This is a genomic window from Bacillus sp. FSL W8-0519, from assembly GCF_038005585.1.
Taxonomy (GTDB): domain Bacteria; phylum Bacillota; class Bacilli; order Bacillales; family Bacillaceae_G; genus Bacillus_A; species Bacillus_A paranthracis.
Genome location: NZ_JBBOTL010000001.1, coordinates 2,909,758 through 2,926,273, shown reverse-complemented (window position 1 = coordinate 2,926,273; position 16,516 = coordinate 2,909,758). Strand labels below are relative to the sequence as shown.

Annotated in this window: 19 protein-coding genes; 14 read left to right on the top strand and 5 right to left on the bottom strand. The window is 34.4% G+C overall.

The window, feature by feature from the left end; translation table 11 throughout:
- The first annotated feature begins 128 nt into the window (after positions 1 to 128).
- Positions 129 to 908, top strand: coding sequence for a GNAT family N-acetyltransferase (locus NST14_RS15380; protein ID WP_103102606.1), 780 nt, complete (start codon positions 129 to 131; stop codon positions 906 to 908).
- A 92-nt stretch (positions 909 to 1,000) separates the two neighbouring features.
- Here NST14_RS15380 and pdxR read toward each other — a convergent pair whose 3' ends face one another.
- Entirely contained in the window at positions 1,001 to 2,443 is a 1,443-nt protein-coding gene (gene pdxR / locus NST14_RS15375; protein ID WP_229142785.1) for a MocR-like pyridoxine biosynthesis transcription factor PdxR, read from the bottom strand.
- Positions 2,444 to 2,568: 125 nt separating this feature from the next.
- On the opposite strand from pdxR, the gene NST14_RS15370 reads away from it, so the two are divergent.
- Positions 2,569 to 3,480 (top strand): DMT family transporter, encoded by a 912-nt coding sequence (locus tag NST14_RS15370; protein WP_229142784.1) that lies wholly within the window; start codon positions 2,569 to 2,571, stop codon positions 3,478 to 3,480.
- A gap of 33 nt (positions 3,481 to 3,513) precedes the next feature.
- Here the strand turns inward: NST14_RS15370 and NST14_RS15365 are convergent, their stop codons facing one another.
- Entirely contained in the window at positions 3,514 to 3,966 is a 453-nt protein-coding gene (locus tag NST14_RS15365; RefSeq protein WP_103102609.1) for an NUDIX hydrolase, read from the bottom strand.
- Positions 3,967 to 4,062: 96 nt separating this feature from the next.
- Between NST14_RS15365 and NST14_RS15360 the strand changes: the two genes are divergently transcribed.
- Genes NST14_RS15360 through NST14_RS15345 form a run of 4 tightly spaced genes read left to right on the top strand, consistent with a single transcriptional unit; the run spans position 4,063 to position 6,860 of the window.
- The gene (locus tag NST14_RS15360; RefSeq protein ID WP_000610502.1) at positions 4,063 to 4,470 is read left to right on the top strand and encodes a DUF3980 domain-containing protein; all 408 of its coding nucleotides are present in this window, start codon (positions 4,063 to 4,065) and stop codon (positions 4,468 to 4,470) included.
- A gap of 17 nt (positions 4,471 to 4,487) precedes the next feature.
- Positions 4,488 to 4,958: a GNAT family N-acetyltransferase gene (locus tag NST14_RS15355; RefSeq protein WP_103102610.1), complete on the top strand. Its 471-nt coding sequence runs from the start codon at positions 4,488 to 4,490 to the stop codon at positions 4,956 to 4,958.
- Positions 4,959 to 5,006: 48 nt separating this feature from the next.
- Positions 5,007 to 5,897: an AraC family transcriptional regulator gene (locus NST14_RS15350; RefSeq protein WP_103102611.1), complete on the top strand. Its 891-nt coding sequence runs from the start codon at positions 5,007 to 5,009 to the stop codon at positions 5,895 to 5,897.
- Between the two features lie 24 nt (positions 5,898 to 5,921).
- A complete protein-coding gene (locus NST14_RS15345; RefSeq protein WP_061536647.1) occupies positions 5,922 to 6,860 on the top strand; it encodes a serine hydrolase domain-containing protein in 939 nt (312 codons plus the stop codon).
- A 220-nt stretch (positions 6,861 to 7,080) separates the two neighbouring features.
- Here the strand turns inward: NST14_RS15345 and NST14_RS15340 are convergent, their stop codons facing one another.
- Complete coding sequence (locus NST14_RS15340; protein WP_073541993.1) at positions 7,081 to 7,836, bottom strand: CPBP family intramembrane glutamic endopeptidase; 756 nt, start codon at positions 7,834 to 7,836, stop codon at positions 7,081 to 7,083.
- A 226-nt stretch (positions 7,837 to 8,062) separates the two neighbouring features.
- Between NST14_RS15340 and NST14_RS15335 the strand changes: the two genes are divergently transcribed.
- A complete protein-coding gene (locus NST14_RS15335) occupies positions 8,063 to 9,100 on the top strand; it encodes an SDR family oxidoreductase (RefSeq protein ID WP_000697743.1) in 1,038 nt (345 codons plus the stop codon).
- A 59-nt stretch (positions 9,101 to 9,159) separates the two neighbouring features.
- On the opposite strand, the gene NST14_RS15330 is transcribed toward NST14_RS15335, so the two are convergent.
- Positions 9,160 to 9,951 (bottom strand): DUF4240 domain-containing protein, encoded by a 792-nt coding sequence (locus tag NST14_RS15330; protein WP_229142783.1) that lies wholly within the window; start codon positions 9,949 to 9,951, stop codon positions 9,160 to 9,162.
- 193 nt (positions 9,952 to 10,144) lie between these two features.
- On the opposite strand from NST14_RS15330, the gene NST14_RS15325 reads away from it, so the two are divergent.
- Positions 10,145 to 10,612, top strand: a complete 468-nt coding sequence (locus NST14_RS15325; RefSeq protein WP_061536648.1) for an NUDIX hydrolase — start codon at positions 10,145 to 10,147, stop codon at positions 10,610 to 10,612.
- Positions 10,613 to 10,633: 21 nt separating this feature from the next.
- Complete coding sequence (locus NST14_RS15320) at positions 10,634 to 11,278, top strand: alpha/beta family hydrolase (protein ID WP_061536649.1); 645 nt, start codon at positions 10,634 to 10,636, stop codon at positions 11,276 to 11,278.
- A 47-nt stretch (positions 11,279 to 11,325) separates the two neighbouring features.
- Here the strand turns inward: NST14_RS15320 and NST14_RS15315 are convergent, their stop codons facing one another.
- Complete coding sequence (locus NST14_RS15315; RefSeq protein WP_061536650.1) at positions 11,326 to 13,269, bottom strand: GTP-binding protein; 1,944 nt, start codon at positions 13,267 to 13,269, stop codon at positions 11,326 to 11,328.
- Positions 13,270 to 13,533: 264 nt separating this feature from the next.
- Between NST14_RS15315 and NST14_RS15310 the strand changes: the two genes are divergently transcribed.
- From NST14_RS15310 to NST14_RS15290, 5 genes are all read left to right on the top strand, one after another.
- Positions 13,534 to 13,962 carry a MarR family winged helix-turn-helix transcriptional regulator gene (locus NST14_RS15310; RefSeq protein WP_000204172.1) on the top strand — a complete coding sequence of 143 codons (429 nt, stop codon included), beginning with the start codon at positions 13,534 to 13,536 and terminating at the stop codon, positions 13,960 to 13,962.
- Between the two features lie 18 nt (positions 13,963 to 13,980).
- Positions 13,981 to 14,619, top strand: a complete 639-nt coding sequence (locus tag NST14_RS15305; RefSeq protein ID WP_048557760.1) for a nitroreductase family protein — start codon at positions 13,981 to 13,983, stop codon at positions 14,617 to 14,619.
- A gap of 46 nt (positions 14,620 to 14,665) precedes the next feature.
- Positions 14,666 to 14,959, top strand: a complete 294-nt coding sequence (locus NST14_RS15300) for a putative quinol monooxygenase (protein ID WP_048557761.1) — start codon at positions 14,666 to 14,668, stop codon at positions 14,957 to 14,959.
- Positions 14,960 to 15,231: 272 nt separating this feature from the next.
- Positions 15,232 to 15,759: an SMI1/KNR4 family protein gene (locus NST14_RS15295; RefSeq protein ID WP_103102614.1), complete on the top strand. Its 528-nt coding sequence runs from the start codon at positions 15,232 to 15,234 to the stop codon at positions 15,757 to 15,759.
- A gap of 176 nt (positions 15,760 to 15,935) precedes the next feature.
- A complete protein-coding gene (locus NST14_RS15290; RefSeq protein ID WP_000694018.1) occupies positions 15,936 to 16,322 on the top strand; it encodes a hypothetical protein in 387 nt (128 codons plus the stop codon).
- Positions 16,323 to 16,516: the final 194 nt, after the last annotated feature.

Sequence of the window (16,516 nt, the reverse complement as noted above, 5' to 3'; positions counted from 1 at the left end):
TAATGGTAGATTTAGGTTTTGTCAAACGAGGATTTTGTATTTTAACTTACAAAAATTGTATGTATTTAAAAATATATGTTAATATACAATTGGTGTAATAATAATAATTTTCAGAAATGGGGAATTGAATGATTTATAAAGCAGATAACAATAACAATGTAAGGCAAAAGTTAGTTGAGATGTTTGATGATTTCGATAGTACGATTGTACTTTCCTATCTCCAAGGGCATATGGGAAATGCGTGGGTAGACAATCTCGAAAATCCAACTGTTGCTCAAATAACTGTAGGAATTTTTGTGTTTTATGCCGGGAATCCAAACGCAGAAGAGGCGGAAGAATTATTATATAATCTACCTGATTTTACTCTTGCCATTGTTGATTCGGATGAATGGAAAAAACGGATAGAGACTGTTCACAAAGGATCAATTGAGAAGTTTCAAAGGTTTAGATTTAATAAAAACCCCGGCGATTTAGATAAAGAATACATACGGGATATATTGTCTACATTACCTCAAAATTACGAAATGAAAAAAATTGATAAAGATATAGCAAAGTCATCTTCATTTCATGCACTCTCAGAAGATTTTACTAGTCAGTTTGATTCAATCGCTGATTTTATTGATAGGGGCGTAGGGTACGCCATTTTAAATAAAGGACAAGTTGTTTCTGCTGCAACATCATTCAGTATATTTGATGATGGTATCGAGATTGAAATTGCGAGTCATCCTGAACATAGAAGAAAAGGCTTAGCTATGATTGTAGCATCTGCAATTATATTAGATTGTTTAGATAGAGGAAAATATCCTAGTTGGGATGGAGCAAATTCTGAATCTGTTGAACTAGCAAAAAAGCTAGGCTATACTTTGAAAGAATCTTATGATACATATTTTATTGAAATAAAAAAATGAACCAATACAAGTACATAAACTAAAGTGTTTTTTAGTTTATGTACTTAGTTAAAAATGAATTAAATTATATTGATGATATGCAAGGATACTACTTACTTTTCACAAACCAAAATAGCCTCCCGCAAACGAGAAATACCTTCCTCAATTTGATCAATATCCACTTTTCCATAAGATAAACGTATATAACCATCTTTCGCGCCGAAAATACTACCAGGCATAAAAGCAATTTCTTGTTTTAAGCTTTGCATAATGAGTTGTTTTTCGTTGATCGGTTCTTTTAATTTCCCCCATATGTATATACCACCGGTCGGATTTGAAAAAGAGATTTTATCGTGAAGTTGCTCGTTTAGAGCGTGGACGATAACGTCTCTTTTTTCTGCTAGTTGTTTTCGTAACGGTACGATATGAGACTGAAATGGTACGGTTTCGAAAAATTGCTGCATAAGCCACTGCGGGAAAATGCTCATACCTAATTCCATTTGGTGCCTTGCGTCGGATAACCTTTCTACTACCGATTGCGGGGCGACAAGCCAACCAACTCGTAATCCCGGTGCAATCATTTTTGATAAAGAATGTACATAGATGACAGTTCCATTTTCATCTATTGATTTCAAAGTAGGGCAAGGTTGTTTCTTTTCAAGCGTAAGTAAACTAGACGGATCATCTTCCACAATCGCAATACGTAAGTCTGCACAAAGTGATAATAGTTTTTTTCTACGGTTTGGATGCAGCATTGTGCCCGTAGGATTTTGGAAATTTGGATTTAAAAAGATCATTTTAATACGATGCTTTCTATATAGCTCTTGCACATCATCTGGATTAATACCGTGTTCATCAACAGGTAATGGGAAAATACGAATACCTGCTGATTGGAATAACGGTAAGGAATAACAGTGTGATGGACTTTCGAAAGCGACAGCATCACCCGGATTTAATAAACATTGTACGATAAGGTGAAGTGCTTGCTGTGCACCAGATGTAATCATTATGGATTGCTCAGTCGCTTCAACTTTTAAATGTTCTTTCATATATTTTACTACCGCTTGTCTAAGCGGGAGATAGCCTTGCGGATGATCGTAACTTAATGAATGTGTTAACGGTTGTTCCCGTAAAATCGTTTGTAGTTGATCGTGAGGATAGAGATTACAACCGAGTTCTCCGTTTGCAAAATCAATAATGTTTTCATTTTGTTGTACTTCTGCCCGAATATGGCGAAGTAACGGCAAGTTTGGTAAGAACGTACCGCCTTCTACGAAATTTCTCCAGTTCGGCGTTAATGTTGGAGAAACACCCCACATATGTGTACTCACGCGTGTTCCTTTACCAGTCGTACTTTCTACAATTCCCATAGCACGTAGTTCATTATAAGCAGTCGTTACTGTACTTCGGTTTACATTTAACTGCGTAGCTAATTTCCGTTCGGAAGGTAGGAAGCTACCTGGAGGAAGTTCTCCGTATGTAATACGTTTTTCAATAAAGTCAACAACTTGCTGATAAATAGGGATTTTACTGTCACTATCTAGCTTCCATTCCATAAAAAACGCCTCCGTATCTCTTATATACATCCAGTATAGCAAATTGGCTGGGTAAAAAAACAGCCAATTGGACGGTGTTTTATCCAGCCAATTTTACTATGCTAAATAGGGAAGGGGAGATTCGGATGAAACGATGGCAAATGGAATGGCTCCTAGTATCAGTTGCATTAGTATGGGGAGCAAATTATACAATAGGAAAGTATGGTGTGGCATTTATGTCATCCATTCAATTTAATAGTTTACGATTTTTAGTAGCATCACCGGTATTATTACTTATTACTTTTATGATGGAACGCTCATTACGTATTGAAAGAAAAGATTGGCTACGATTAGTAGCAGTCGGCATCGTTGGAACGACAATGTATCAAACGATGTTTATGCTATCTGTGAAATATACTTCAGCAACGAACGCCTCATTATTAATTGCGATGTCACCTATATTTACAGGGATATTAGCAGTATTACACAAACAAGAACGCTTTTTGATGAAAGTACAGATTGGTTCAATAGTAGCCTTTATTGGTGCAGCATTTGTCCTATTAACAGGACATACGGGAGGAGCTACTTACGAGTATGCATGGCTCGGAAATATAATTGGATTAGTCGCAGCAATTGCATGGGGATGGTATCCAATATTAGCGCAACCTCTTATTACAAAATACTCTGCAATGAGAGTCACATCATGGTCTACTTTAATTGGAATTGTACCTCTCATTATTTACTGTTTATTTAACGTAAATACATTAACGTGGCCAGTAGATACGCCAAGCTGGGGATCACTAGCATATTCAATTGTCTTTGCGACCATCTTCGGACTAGCAATGTGGTATGTCGGTATTAGTCAAATAGGCTCAACGAAAGTAATGGTTTATATGTATCTTGTACCGTTGTTCGCAGTTATTTTTGCGGCAGTAACAATAGGGGAGCAAATCAATATGATGCAACTCGTTGGCGGGCTTATAATCTTTATCGGTTTATATGTTGTAAAAAAAGGCGGAATCAAAAAGCCAGCTCTCAATTTGAAAAAAGTAAGTTAACAGTAAAAATGATCTCTTTCATATAGAAGGAGATCATTTTTTATTTGGTAATAAAAGTGCTTGTTCAACAGCCCATTTTTGATGATCGTGAATGAGAAGCTCTACAGCATGTAAAGGGGACATCCACCTTAGAACATGATCCTCCTCGCAGCTTTCAGTTTGTTTCTGCACCATGTTCGCAATATAAAAGAACCCATCGTTTAAATAATAAGTATCTTCTTTTTCCGCATAAAAATATCGCATTGCATTACCGATATATTGATTAATTTCAATTGCCCATCCTAATTCCTCTAGTAGTTCACGATGTAAGCATTCATCTTTTGTTTCGGTACCTTCCATACCGCCACCAGGTAAAAAATAACGGTCTCCTTTTTGGATAATAGCAATTTTTGAAGAAGTAGAGTTAAAAATAATTGCATAACAACTAGGGCGTAATACATATTGCTCAGTAGGCTTTTTATAACCAAAAGTAAGTTTAGATATCATAAAACACGTCACCTCTCTATAAAATACATAAAAGGAATAATAAGGTAAGGTTAGAATTATATAAGTACAATCTTAATAGATTGGAGTGATAACAAAATGATAAATCGAAAGTGTACTCGCTGTAAAGAAATTACAGGTACATTGCACGGTGGTAAAAAAATTAAGGAAGAATTTTTATGTGAAGACTGTTTGCAAAAAGGAATTGCGAGTGGGGAAATCGAATTATCACAAGTGGAAGAAAAACAAACTTCATATCTTTCTATAAAAATATTAAAAATAATGAGTGTGATTTATTTAATAGGATCAATTTTAATGGCTTTTTCAACTGGTCCATTTATATATAATCTTGGGTTTGATGAAATATCTATTTCGGGATCGGAATTAGGTTTAATAAGTATTGTTATGTTAGGTTCTATATTTCAGTCAGTTCTTGTATTTTGCGGGATATGGGTATTTATCCTTTTAGTAGAAACAGTCATTAAAATTTATGAAAAAATGAAGTGAGTGAGAGGGAGAAACGTATGCGAGTAAGAAACATCCAAGGGGAAGATTATGTAAAGATTCATTCTGTTTTAAATGATTGGTGGGGCGGGAGAGACATGGCTGCTATGCTGCCAAAATTATTTTTCGTTCACTTTCAAGAAACGAGTTTTATTCTTGAAGAAGATGGCGAAACGTTAGGTTTCTTATGTGGATTCTTTTCACAAACATATAAAGATGAAGCATACGTTCATTTTATCGGTGTGAATCCGAGGTATAGAAGAAGAGGAATCGCATCGACATTGTATTCTTACTTCTTTGATATCGCTCGTGCAAATAATCGTAAAGTTGTAAAAGCAATTACATCACCAGTTAATAAAAAATCGATACAGTTTCATAGGGAGATTGGCTTTCGAATTGAGGCTGGAGATGATGAGATAGAGGGTGTATCGGTACATACAAATTATGATGGGAACGGCGGTAGTAGAGTGTTATTTTTGAAAAATGTGTAAAAGTAGGCTAGCGCGAAGTTAGCCTTTTTGTTGTGAGGAGGTATGAATATGGAGAGTTCTCAAAGTAGAAATGAGTACATAAGGCGCATTTATAAAGTACAGGATTATATAGAGTCACACATAAATGATTCACTATCCATTGAAGATTTAGCCAATGTCGCAGGATTTTCAAAATATCATTTTCATAGAATTTTTAAAGGAATAGTAGACGAGCCGTTATCACGATATGTAAATCGATTGAAACTAGAAAGGGCAACAAACCTTCTTACATACCGTTCGGATATGACGATTACGGATATCGCTTACCATTTTGGTTTTACAGATTCCGCAGTTTTCTCTCGGACATTTAAAAATTATTACGGTGTAAGTCCGTCTCAATATCGAAACCATAATAGCAAGAATTGCAAAGACGTAAGAAGAACTTCACAATACAATGAATATAAGAAGGTTCGAGGTAATGTTGAAATTGTAACAGCGGATAATATAAACGTCGCATACATAAGACATACAGGTACATATGAAGAGTTAGCTATAGCTTTTCCAGAAATGATAGAAAAATTATTTCGTTACGCAGCTAAGCAAAACTATCATGTATTTGAGGATACGAAAGTATTAACCATTTACCACGATCATCATGAATTTACTGAGGACTATCATTTAAGAACAAGTTTATGTATAACAATTCCGGATGCGTCCACAGTAGAAACGAGTGATATTGGAATAATGATAATACCTTCAGGCAAGTATGCAGTAGGACATTTTGAAATATTCCAAGATGAATATAAGGGAGCGTGGGACTTTATATATGGTGAGTGGCTGCCAAATAGCGGATATAAACCGAGAGACTCGTATCCTTTTGAAGTATATAGAAATGATCCAAAGCAGCATCCAAAGCATAAACATTTAGTTGATATATATGTACCTATCGAACCTTTTTAATCATAGGTTAAAGGGGAAAGAATAATGAAAACTGCTGAAAAGTTAGATCAAATTATAAAAGAAGAATACAAAAATATGAATGGTATGTTAGTAGTGCAGAAAGGTAATGTTATTTTTGAAAACTATTATAACGGGCATGGTCCAGATGATGCATTTCATGTAGTGTCAGTCACAAAAACGATAATCTCGGCCCTAATTGGGATATGTATAGATAAAGGCTATATAAAAAGCGTTGATCAAAAAGTAATAGAGTTTTTTCCTGAATATAAACGTAAGGAATCTGAAATAACAGTGCGACACTTACTTGCAATGACAGCTCCATATCCTTTTGTAGACTGGCAGGAACCGTTAGAAGAATTATGTACACAACCAGACTGGGTACAGTATACACTTCATAGAATGGGGAACGGCGGAGAGATTGGAACTTTTAAATATTCATCTGCAGGAGCGCATGTACTATCAGCAATTATCACGAGTGCAACAGGAAAAAGTGCGCGTGAATTTGCGAATGAACAGCTATTTCAGCCACTCGACATGAGAGAAATTCCAAACTACAATATGAAAGCGTTTGGATTTGATGACTTATTCGGAAAAGATGTAAAAGGATGGGTTCATGATCCAAATGGTATTTCGACAGGCGGCTGGGGACTAACGTTAACAGTTAAAGATATGGCTAAGTTTGGACAGATGTATTTGAATGAAGGTATTCATAATGGAAAACAAATACTATCAAAATCATGGATAAAAGAATCAACAGAAATGAACCAAAATCAATATGGTTACTTATGGTGGTTACGAGAAGATGGAATCTTTTCATACTGTGCAATGGGTGATGGTGGGAATATGATTTGTTGTATTCCAGAGAAGGAATTGGTTGTAGTAATTACTTCTGAAGTTATGCCGAATGCACGGGATAGATGGGAGTTAGTTAAAGGATACATACTTCCTTATTTAAAAGATTAATATGGGTATTTTTATGAAAATAAGAATGAAAGGTTTAGTTAAACTTGTTTTGTACTTCATGATAGAAAAAAGTGTGGTGTTAACAAAGTTATGTAACTAAGATTATAAAACTTCAACACCTATACGATTATTAAATAATTGCAAGGTGTTGAAGTACTTTTTAATCTATTAAGGCTGCTTTCAACTAAAAGAAGAAACATCTTTTTTCTTAGCTGTTTAACTATTTTTTAACTTTGTGTAGCATAAGATACATCGTGCCCAGCACAATTGCTAGTAAGGTAAATTTAATTAATTCTATTAGGCTGGCATCCCACTTGTTTTGTACTACATCTGTTAAATAAAATACATTAAACATACCATGTAAAATTGCTGGTGATATTACGGAACCACCATATTCCCTTGTGTACGTCAAAATGATAGATAATATAAATAATAAAGCAAGATAACTTAATATTCCTACAAACCAAAACTCATAGTTTTTATAAAAGATTGCTACTGGAATATGCCATAAAGACCAGAGAAAAGCTATAATAATAGCTGTTTGTTTGAATGAATATTTTTTTCGTAAATAGTAATGAAAATTCCCACGCCATATAATCTCTTCTAATAATGCAGATAAAAATCCGACTGTAAGACCAACGAGCAAGAGAAATCCTAATTCATTCCAATGATGATATAAGAACTTTATATCATCATTATAAAAATAGAAATGGAGACATAGTCCTAGAAGTAGTGGCAATAATATGGAGAAAATTAGTGTTTTTATTTTGGGACGTGAAAATCCAAATGTGTGAACTAAGTTTTGTTTCTTAAATAATTTTTGAAATAAAATAACAGCTAAAAGTGGAACAACCATGGTAAACCCCAAATAATTACGACCATTTTCTATGTTCAGCAAGATGATATATACAAGTGATGTGAGAAAATAAATACATAATGTTGAATGATAAACTATGTGTTTATTCATATTCTTCACCTGCCTAAGTATGTAGAAGTGGTTAATCGAATATCCGATATTTTAATTATATATGAAATGGAAATCGACAGAATGAATATTTCTATATTATTGTTTTTAATATAGAAAAAGTGTCGAAATTACATATATTGAACTTGTAGAAAAAATTAAGCTTTCCCCGTAACTTTCCACAACAAAAAATCGTTTAACAAAAGAAAGGATTTTCAATCACGAATGGGGGAGAACTATGAAGATATTAATTCTAGGTGGTACACGATTTTTAGGAAGAGCTTTCGTAGAAGAGACTTTACAGAGAGGGCATGAAGTTACATTATTTAATCGTGGAACAAACCAGGAGATTTTTCTAGAAGTGGAGCAGCTTATCGGGGACAGAAATGGTGATGTATCCAGTTTAGAAAATCGAAAATGGGATGTTGTCGTGGATACATGTGGGTTTTCTCCACATCACATTAGAAATGTTGGAGAAGTACTTAAAGATAATATTGAACACTATATATTCATCTCAAGCCTTTCCGTATATAAAGATTGGATTCCGCATGACATAAAAGAAGACTATATATTACAACCTGAACCGACGGCTGAGCAAATAAAGACTGTAGAAAATGGTGAAATATCTCCTTATGAGCATTATGGTGCACTGAAAGTATTATGCGAAAAAGAAGCAGAGAAGTATTGGCCGGGGCGTGTTTTACACGTAAGAGCAGGACTTCTTTCAGGAATGTTTGATTATACGGATCGACTTCCATACTGGATTGGGCGTATAGCAAAGGGAGGAGAAGTGTTAGTTCCAGGAAGAAAAGACCGTCCAGTGCAGATAGTTGATATAAAAGACGTCGCAAACTGGGGACTCAACATGGCAGAAAACAATAAAGCAGGTATATTCAATGTTACAGGTCCGAATGATGAATTGACGATGGAAGAGCTATTAAATACGTGTAAAAAGGTTACGAATAGTGATGCTGAATTCATTTGGGTAGATGAGTCATTTATGAAGGAACAAAAAATAGAGCCTTGGACAGAGATGCCTTTATGGATTCCGGAAACTTTTCCATTAGAAGGGGAAACGAAGCCGTGGAAAGGTGGATTTTCAATTAGTATTGAAAGTGCTGTTAAAGAAGGACTTACTTTTAGAAGGTTAGAACATACAGTTACAGATGTGTATAAGTGGATGAAGAGTGTGGACGAATGGGAATTAAAAGCAGGTATTTCAAGGGAAAGAGAAAAGATGTTATTGGATAAGTGGTATGAAATAAAGAGAGCTTAAATAGGAATCTTATGAAAAAAGGACTCTGTTTATTGGTTAAACAGAGTCCTAATATGAATCTACCACTCAATCGGTTCTTCCCCATACATCTCCCATAGCTTAGGAAACATCTTTTTTAAACCTTCTTCATCGTCTTCATCCCAGTCAAATTCAAAATCAACATCGTCGAATTCTTCATTAGATAAGACATGGTAAAGTGTAAAGTAAGTATCATCTTCGTCACCAGTTTTTTCTACATATACAGTGAAACCGAGATATAAAGAAAGTTCTTCTATTTCTGGAACGTCATACTCACTCAAATTTTCTAATACAGGGATTAATCGTTCTGGATCTTCAATACAAGCTTCGTATGTCTCTTTTCCTTGATATAATAACCATCCACGGAAGTAATCAAAAGGATCATCTGAACAGCCACCCATAATAATATAAGCGGCTGCCCATAAACGGGAGGTATAGGAATCTTTCAAAATACGATGCATATGCGTATCAAAAGCAACAATTTCATGTACTGTACGTTTAGCAAGGTGGGAAGTAAGCCATTCTATTTGTTCTTCTTGGTCCTCACCTTTCGTTTTTGCACGAGCGAGTAGTTCCCAAAATTCTTCTTCGGTTATCGTCTTTTCTTTTATGTAATCTTCCCCTTGAATAGGGTCTATATATCCTTTTTTACGTTTGGAAGCAACTAGTTTATTAGCTTCTTTCATACATTCTTCTTCTGTTTCAAACTCTTTCGCTTTTACACTACCAGCTGTGCCAATTTTTCCGTAAAACACAACGTAGTCTTTTTCTTTCACAACGATTTTCCAAAACTTATTTGATTTCTCAGTTTGCTGGATTAATAACGTTTCCATCCGTACCCCCATAATGTTTTCTAGTGTGCAATGTGATTGTAACATATGTATATATAATTGTAATGATGAAAAACAAAAGTTTGGAAAATTCGAAAAAGATTGAATGAAGTGGATAAATTTAGTAACCTTATTTGTACAGTAATTACATAATTGTTTTGTGATAATTCGATATTTATATAAGGGGGCATTACGGATGGATCTTACGTTTAAAGTTGAGGAAACATGTTTTAATTACCGCGTCGGAGCAATTTGTAAATACGATAGTAAAATACTCATTCTGCAAGGTGACGGTGAAGATTTTTGGTATGTACCCGGCGGAAGAGTGAAAATGCTAGAGAATAGTGAAGATGCATTAAAACGAGAGCTTGCGGAAGAGATAGGTGTTCCTATTAAAAGGAAAAGGTTAATATGGTCAGTAGAAAATTTCTTTACACTTTCTGAGCGAAAGTTTCATGAGATTAGTTTTTATTATGAAGTAGAGCTACATGAATTACCTGCAAATGGAGCGGATCAATATATTTTGGAAGAAGAGGGTAGAACGTATTTGTTTAGATGGGTGCCAGTAGAAGAACTGCATACATATAACTTACAGCCTGCATTTATAAAAGAGAAAGTAAAGGATGTATCAGTTCACACAGAACATATCGTACTACAAAAGTAAATGTATTCGGAGGGAGAAACGATGAAGGGGACTAAAAAAGAGGTACATATAAATGACAAAGTAATTCGTTACACACATATCGAAAAAGGTTCTAGTAAGGTTTGCTTTATGTTCTCAGGTTCAGGATATAATTACGATAAGCCGTTATTTTATTACTCGACGATGCTTATGCTTGAACATAAAATTGATGTTGTACATATTCATTACTCTTACGATGAACAGGTAATGAATAAACCAATAGAAGAACTAACGAAAGTAATGATGGATGATATTAATCCCGTAATAAATGAAGTGTTGAAAAATGAACAATACAGCAAATCGATGTTTTTAGGGAAGTCACTCGGGACAATTCCGATTGCAAATGATTTAATGAGGAGAGAAGAATTCGCGCAGTCAAAAATGATACTACTTACACCTTTACTGACGTTTGATAAAATTTTTGATTCTCTCTTACATAGTCGACACGTAGGGCTTTTAGTTATTGGGGATAAAGATCACCAATACAATGCAAATCAAATTGATCAGTTACATAAAACGAATTTAACGATCGATGTTGTTAAAAATACAAATCATTCTGTAAATGTTGGGGAATATGAAACAGAGAATTCAATTGAAGCGATAGCAAATATAATAGAAAAGCTTAAAGAAGTTGTTAGGGAAAAATAACTTATCAATACATGCAAAAAGAGGTGCGAATTGCACCTCTTTTACTTTTAATAAGCCTTCAACACATGAAGCAAATAATCTTTACGATTCAGCGGATTATAATCAACACGTTTTCGAGTAGGGAAGGGAGCCGTAAGCTTTGTGAAACCAGCTGGCTGCGTTGTAAATATGCCTTCTCCTTCTGTAAATGAATGTAGTATTCGTTTGAAACTCTCTGTTTTCGCAACAGGTAATGATCCTGTTAACTGATAAGAATTGTTATTGAATATAGGCTCTGCAAAAGTTGCTGGAACGGCAGCGAGCTTATACATTGCAGTACTAATTGCATGCTCTGGTACAGTTAATTCAAACTTATTTACTGGTTCATATACATATGTTTCAGCTTGCTTTAAAGCATCCATTAAAACGAGTGGCGTTACGTTTCTAAAGTCACTCGCTGTTGTAACAGGACTAGCATAACCTGTATGCGTTAACGTGACAGAAATATCCGTAACTTCCCAACCGTATAAACCTTGTTTTAACGTTTGAAATACAGTATCTTCAATCGCTTTATGAAATGCTAAAGGTAGTGAGCCAAGTTCAACGCCTAATGTATATGTTATGCCAGAATTAAGTTCACCACGTTCGACTTTGAATCCAACTGTTGCGTAAAATGGATTCGTTTTTTCGCCCATTACTTCAACGGAAATCCCAATGCCAATTGGCTTCTCAATACATACAACTCGCGTATTTGAAAAAGTAACCTGCAAATTATATTTCTCAAAAAGAGTCGTTTCAATTACTTCTTTTTGTACTTGACCGAAAAGGCGAATGTATAGTTCATTATGAACATCATCTTTCCACACTTTAATGAGTGGATCTTCTTCACATAGTTCCATAAGAGCAGTGTATAAATCATGAATTCGTTCTTTAGGTACTGCATCGATGGCAGCTTCCATTTGTGGTTCGGCAAAGTGAATATCTTTTATATAATCAGTCCGTGCACCGATAATATCACCAATTTTAATATCACTTAGTCCCCACACTTTGCAAAATTCTCCGCTAGGAATGGTAGAAGTTTGAACAGCATCTCCATTATGAAACATGCACATTTTTTTAATCTTTTCCTTATGTGGTAGAGACTGATCGCGCTGTATATCAACATGTTTTCTAACGTGTAAGTTACCAGAAAAAACTCTTACATATGCAATCTTTTCTCCAGAAGGTTCACGTTCAATTTTAAAAACAATACCGGACAATTTTTCGTCTTGAGACAGATTATGAGCTGGAAGTAAGGTTGAAATATTTTCAAGTAGTTCAGATACTCCTATACCCGTCATTGCGGAACCGAAGAAAATCGGATACACATTTGCTTGCGCTATTTGTTTAATGAGTTCTTCTCTTAACATTGTGTCCGTTACGATTTCGTTATTTACATATGACTCAAGTAACGATTCATTATATGGTGCTAATCGTTCTATACAATCATCATATGATTTATATTCAATAATACGAGCTTCCTTTGTTCCTTCGTTTAGGACAGAGTAAAAGGGGAATGCTTCATTTGAAAGAATCGTTTTTATTTGCTTTACAACTTTTTCACTATTTGCACCACGACGATCAATTTTATTTACAAATAAAATAGTCGGTATGTTTAGTTTCTGTAACGTTCGCATTAAAATCTTCGTTTGTGCTTGCACACCTTCAACGGCAGAAATAACTAAAATCGCACCGTCTAAAACGCGGAATGATCGCTCCACTTCAGCGATAAAATCAGCGTGTCCCGGTGTATCGATGACATTTACTTTTAAGTCATCAATAAGGAAAGAAACGACGGATGCTTTAATCGTAATTCCGCGCTGCCTTTCTAATTCCATTGAGTCTGTTTGCGTACTTCCGCCATCAACTCGGCCAATTTCTTTAATCACATTCGTTTCATAAAGAATACGTTCAGTCAAACTCGTCTTGCCAGCGTCTACATGCGCGACAATCCCTATATTTATTGTTGTCATATATCAATATCCTCATTTCATTTTCCATTTTCATTTCCTCATTTCTATTTGTGTATTGCCGCATTACAATCACTCTCCAGTCATTTAAATTATTACTATTATAATGTAATTTACATTTTTTGTAACGCTACAAAGCGCCTTAATTTGGAAAAAATAAAATGAAAACAAAATGCTTGCATTCTTAATCGATATAGATTATATTAATTGACGTATCAACTATTGATATATCAAATGTTTTTTAATTGGATGTAAAGGAGGGGTAATTTGACAAGTTCATGCTCAAAAGAAGCGATTATTTTATATAAATTACACTTTCTAAATAAAGAAGTAAGTTCGAAGTTTGAAGGGTGTACAGGTATGAGCCAATCTCGTTTAGAGCTTATACTTCAGTTATATGAAGTAGGTGAAATTAGTCAAAAAGCACTTCAGCAAGAAGTGAATATTGATAATGCGGCGATTACGAGGCATTTAAAGCAGCTTGAGGCTAATGAAATGATTGTAAGACGTAAAAATCCAGATGATAACAGAATTACGTTAGTTTCTCTAACTGAAGAGGGACGAAATAAAATTCAAGCGTTTCAAGAGGAAAAAGAACGTTTTGCAGCATCGGCATTTAAAGGATTAAGTGAAGAAGAACGCGATAATCTTTTAAATATGTTAAATCACATTCAAGAAAATATAAAAGAATTATAAAAAAGGGAGAATACAACTATGACTAACTCAGTAAAAACAAATGATTTTAACGAAATTTTAACAGGACGTCGTTCCATTCGTAAGTACGATCCTTCAGTGAAAATTAGTAAAGAAGAAATGACAGAAATTCTTACAGAAGCAACACTTGCGCCATCTTCAGTAAACATGCAACCATGGAGATTCGTAGTGATTGAAAGTGACGAAGCGAAAGCAACACTTGCACCACTTGCGAAATTCAATCAATCTCAAGTAGAAACATCTTCAGCAATGATCGCTTTATTTGGTGATTTAAACAACTTTGATAACGCAGAAGAAATTTACGGAACAGCAGTAGAGCGTGGTTTCATGCCAGCAGAAGTAAAAGAAGACCAAATGAAAAAACTTTCAGCTTACTTCTCAATGGTTACACCAGAAGTAATGAAAGATACTGTACTTATTGACGGTGGTCTTGTAGCAATGCAATTTATGCTAGCAGCTCGTGCTCACGGCTATGATACTTGTCCAATTGGTGGTTTTGAAAAAGACCAAATTGCTGAAGCGTTCGGATTAGATAAAGAACGTTACGTACCAGTTATGTTAATTTCAATCGGAAAAGCAGCTGACAGTGGTTACCAATCAGTACGTCTTCCAATTGAAAAAGTTGCAGAGTGGAAATAATTTTATAAAAGAACTTCAATAAGTGAAAGATGAGAGGGGAAACACCATGATTATTATTCACGCAATATTTCAAGTAGATCCAGCGAAACAACAATCATTTTTAGAAGAAATTCAACCACTCATTCATAGTTCAAGAGAAGAAAGTGGAAATGTGTCTTATGATCTTTATAAAGATACAGAAAAAGAAAATGTGTATACGATGGTAGAAGTATGGAAAGATGAAGTAGCAGTTGCGAGTCATAATACGAGTGAACACTTCACATCTTTCGTTAGCAAAGCAAAACAGTATTTAACTGCTCCACTTGATATAAAAGCTTATAATGGAGAGTTAGTAAAATAATGAGGTAGAAAAAGATGACTTTAGCGTGTTGCTGGGGTCATCTTTTTTGTATAAGTGGAATCCATTCTCGACATAGCTATGTTGGAAAAATGGTGGTGTTCTTATCTTTGGAAATAGAAATTAATGATAAAATAAATAATTAGGACAAAGAAATTCCTTTTGTGTTTAATACAAATTAGATGGAAAATTGAATCTGCATAGTTGGTTAATTCTTGATGGACAGGCTAATAGATAAACCTACTGCACTTAAATTTATAGAGGAGGGCTAAAAGGTGATTAACTGGAAAGATAGGATAACAACTTTAGTTTTAGTGAAGCAAGAGTTAATGAAGCAAGATGTCGAGCAAATATGGCAACATCACTTTCCTGAAGTAGGAGCAAGTGAAGAGGATATATATGCTTTTGAACAAGAATGGGGGTATAAACATGATTTAAAATATCGAGATTTTTTAAATCATGTTAATGGTTGGAAAGGGTTGTATCAAACTGTGGACTTATTTGATATAGAACAACTGAAGAAATCAACTATAATGGAGTACGCTCAAATGTTATTAACAGTTATTGATGACGATGTGTTAAAAGAAAGTGGCGTTGTAAGGCAAGAGTTATTACCAATAGCGGTAACTGAATTTGATAAGGACTTATTTGTTTTATGTTTACCAAATTCATCTAGACCAGGTGAGATCATTTGGTTTGCTGGAGAAGAAATAGATAGGTTTAACAATTTTGACGAGTATTTCTTGGCAATGGTTGATTACAATAGAGAAGAAATATTGGCTTTAAAAAATTATATACAGTAGTAGGATGGAGAAGTTAGCATGAAAGTCTGAAATACATACTGCTGTTTTAAGGAATGTAGAGCAGCCTAAATCACAGAGTAATGTGGGGTACAACAAATACATCATTAACATGAAGAAGTATGAGATTATGAGCTAATAAAGAGTTTTATTAAAGTTCCAATTCAGAGGTGAAATCTGTGAAAATTAAAATTATAAAAAATGAAGGAATATATAATGACCAGAATGTAGTAAGCTTTTCTTCTCCGTTTGGTTGTGGAAAAGCTAGTTGGAATGGAGAAGCTCCAATAGAAGGTCGAGAATATTATGTCGAGCTAGAAATACGAGATACAGTAGCGTGGAGAAAAGATGTTAATAAGTCTGACAAAAAGCAATACTGTATTAAAAATAATAGAAATTCCACAATTATAGTATGTGAAGTGGAAACATTTTTTGAGCATGAATGTTATAATTTTAAAATTGGCCGAAGTATATTTACCCTTGATATTGAGGGAGTACCATATCCGAAAGGAACATTTGTTGAGATAAGTTCTCAGAATCTCATTTTGTATGATATAAATTTCTAAGTATGAGAAATAGGCGAAATACATATATTACGTTTTATTGAAGCCTTAATTGTTGTAAAAATGAAACCGCCTTTAAATAAGAAAATAAAATTAACTGTAAATTAACTTTATTTACTTATACTTCATTACATGTTAACCTATACTTAATTTTTATAAATTATAATTAATTTTTAAGTTTTTTAAGGGTGTGAAAA

Bases quoted from the DNA above. Each gene is read 5' to 3' on its own strand.
- NST14_RS15380 (WP_103102606.1), top strand. From the start codon at position 129: ATGATTTATAAAGCAGATAACAATAACAATGTAAGGCAAAAGTTAGTT.
- pdxR (WP_229142785.1), bottom strand. From the start codon at position 2,443: ATGGAATGGAAGCTAGATAGTGACAGTAAAATCCCTATTTATCAGCAA.
- NST14_RS15370 (WP_229142784.1), top strand. From the start codon at position 2,569: ATGAAACGATGGCAAATGGAATGGCTCCTAGTATCAGTTGCATTAGTA.
- NST14_RS15365 (WP_103102609.1), bottom strand. From the start codon at position 3,966: ATGATATCTAAACTTACTTTTGGTTATAAAAAGCCTACTGAGCAATAT.
- NST14_RS15360 (WP_000610502.1), top strand. From the start codon at position 4,063: ATGATAAATCGAAAGTGTACTCGCTGTAAAGAAATTACAGGTACATTG.
- NST14_RS15355 (WP_103102610.1), top strand. From the start codon at position 4,488: ATGCGAGTAAGAAACATCCAAGGGGAAGATTATGTAAAGATTCATTCT.
- NST14_RS15350 (WP_103102611.1), top strand. From the start codon at position 5,007: ATGGAGAGTTCTCAAAGTAGAAATGAGTACATAAGGCGCATTTATAAA.
- NST14_RS15345 (WP_061536647.1), top strand. From the start codon at position 5,922: ATGAAAACTGCTGAAAAGTTAGATCAAATTATAAAAGAAGAATACAAA.
- NST14_RS15335 (WP_000697743.1), top strand. From the start codon at position 8,063: ATGAAGATATTAATTCTAGGTGGTACACGATTTTTAGGAAGAGCTTTC.
- NST14_RS15330 (WP_229142783.1), bottom strand. From the start codon at position 9,951: ATGGAAACGTTATTAATCCAGCAAACTGAGAAATCAAATAAGTTTTGG.
- NST14_RS15325 (WP_061536648.1), top strand. From the start codon at position 10,145: ATGGATCTTACGTTTAAAGTTGAGGAAACATGTTTTAATTACCGCGTC.
- NST14_RS15320 (WP_061536649.1), top strand. From the start codon at position 10,634: ATGAAGGGGACTAAAAAAGAGGTACATATAAATGACAAAGTAATTCGT.
- NST14_RS15315 (WP_061536650.1), bottom strand. From the start codon at position 13,269: ATGACAACAATAAATATAGGGATTGTCGCGCATGTAGACGCTGGCAAG.
- NST14_RS15305 (WP_048557760.1), top strand. From the start codon at position 13,981: ATGACTAACTCAGTAAAAACAAATGATTTTAACGAAATTTTAACAGGA.
- NST14_RS15300 (WP_048557761.1), top strand. From the start codon at position 14,666: ATGATTATTATTCACGCAATATTTCAAGTAGATCCAGCGAAACAACAA.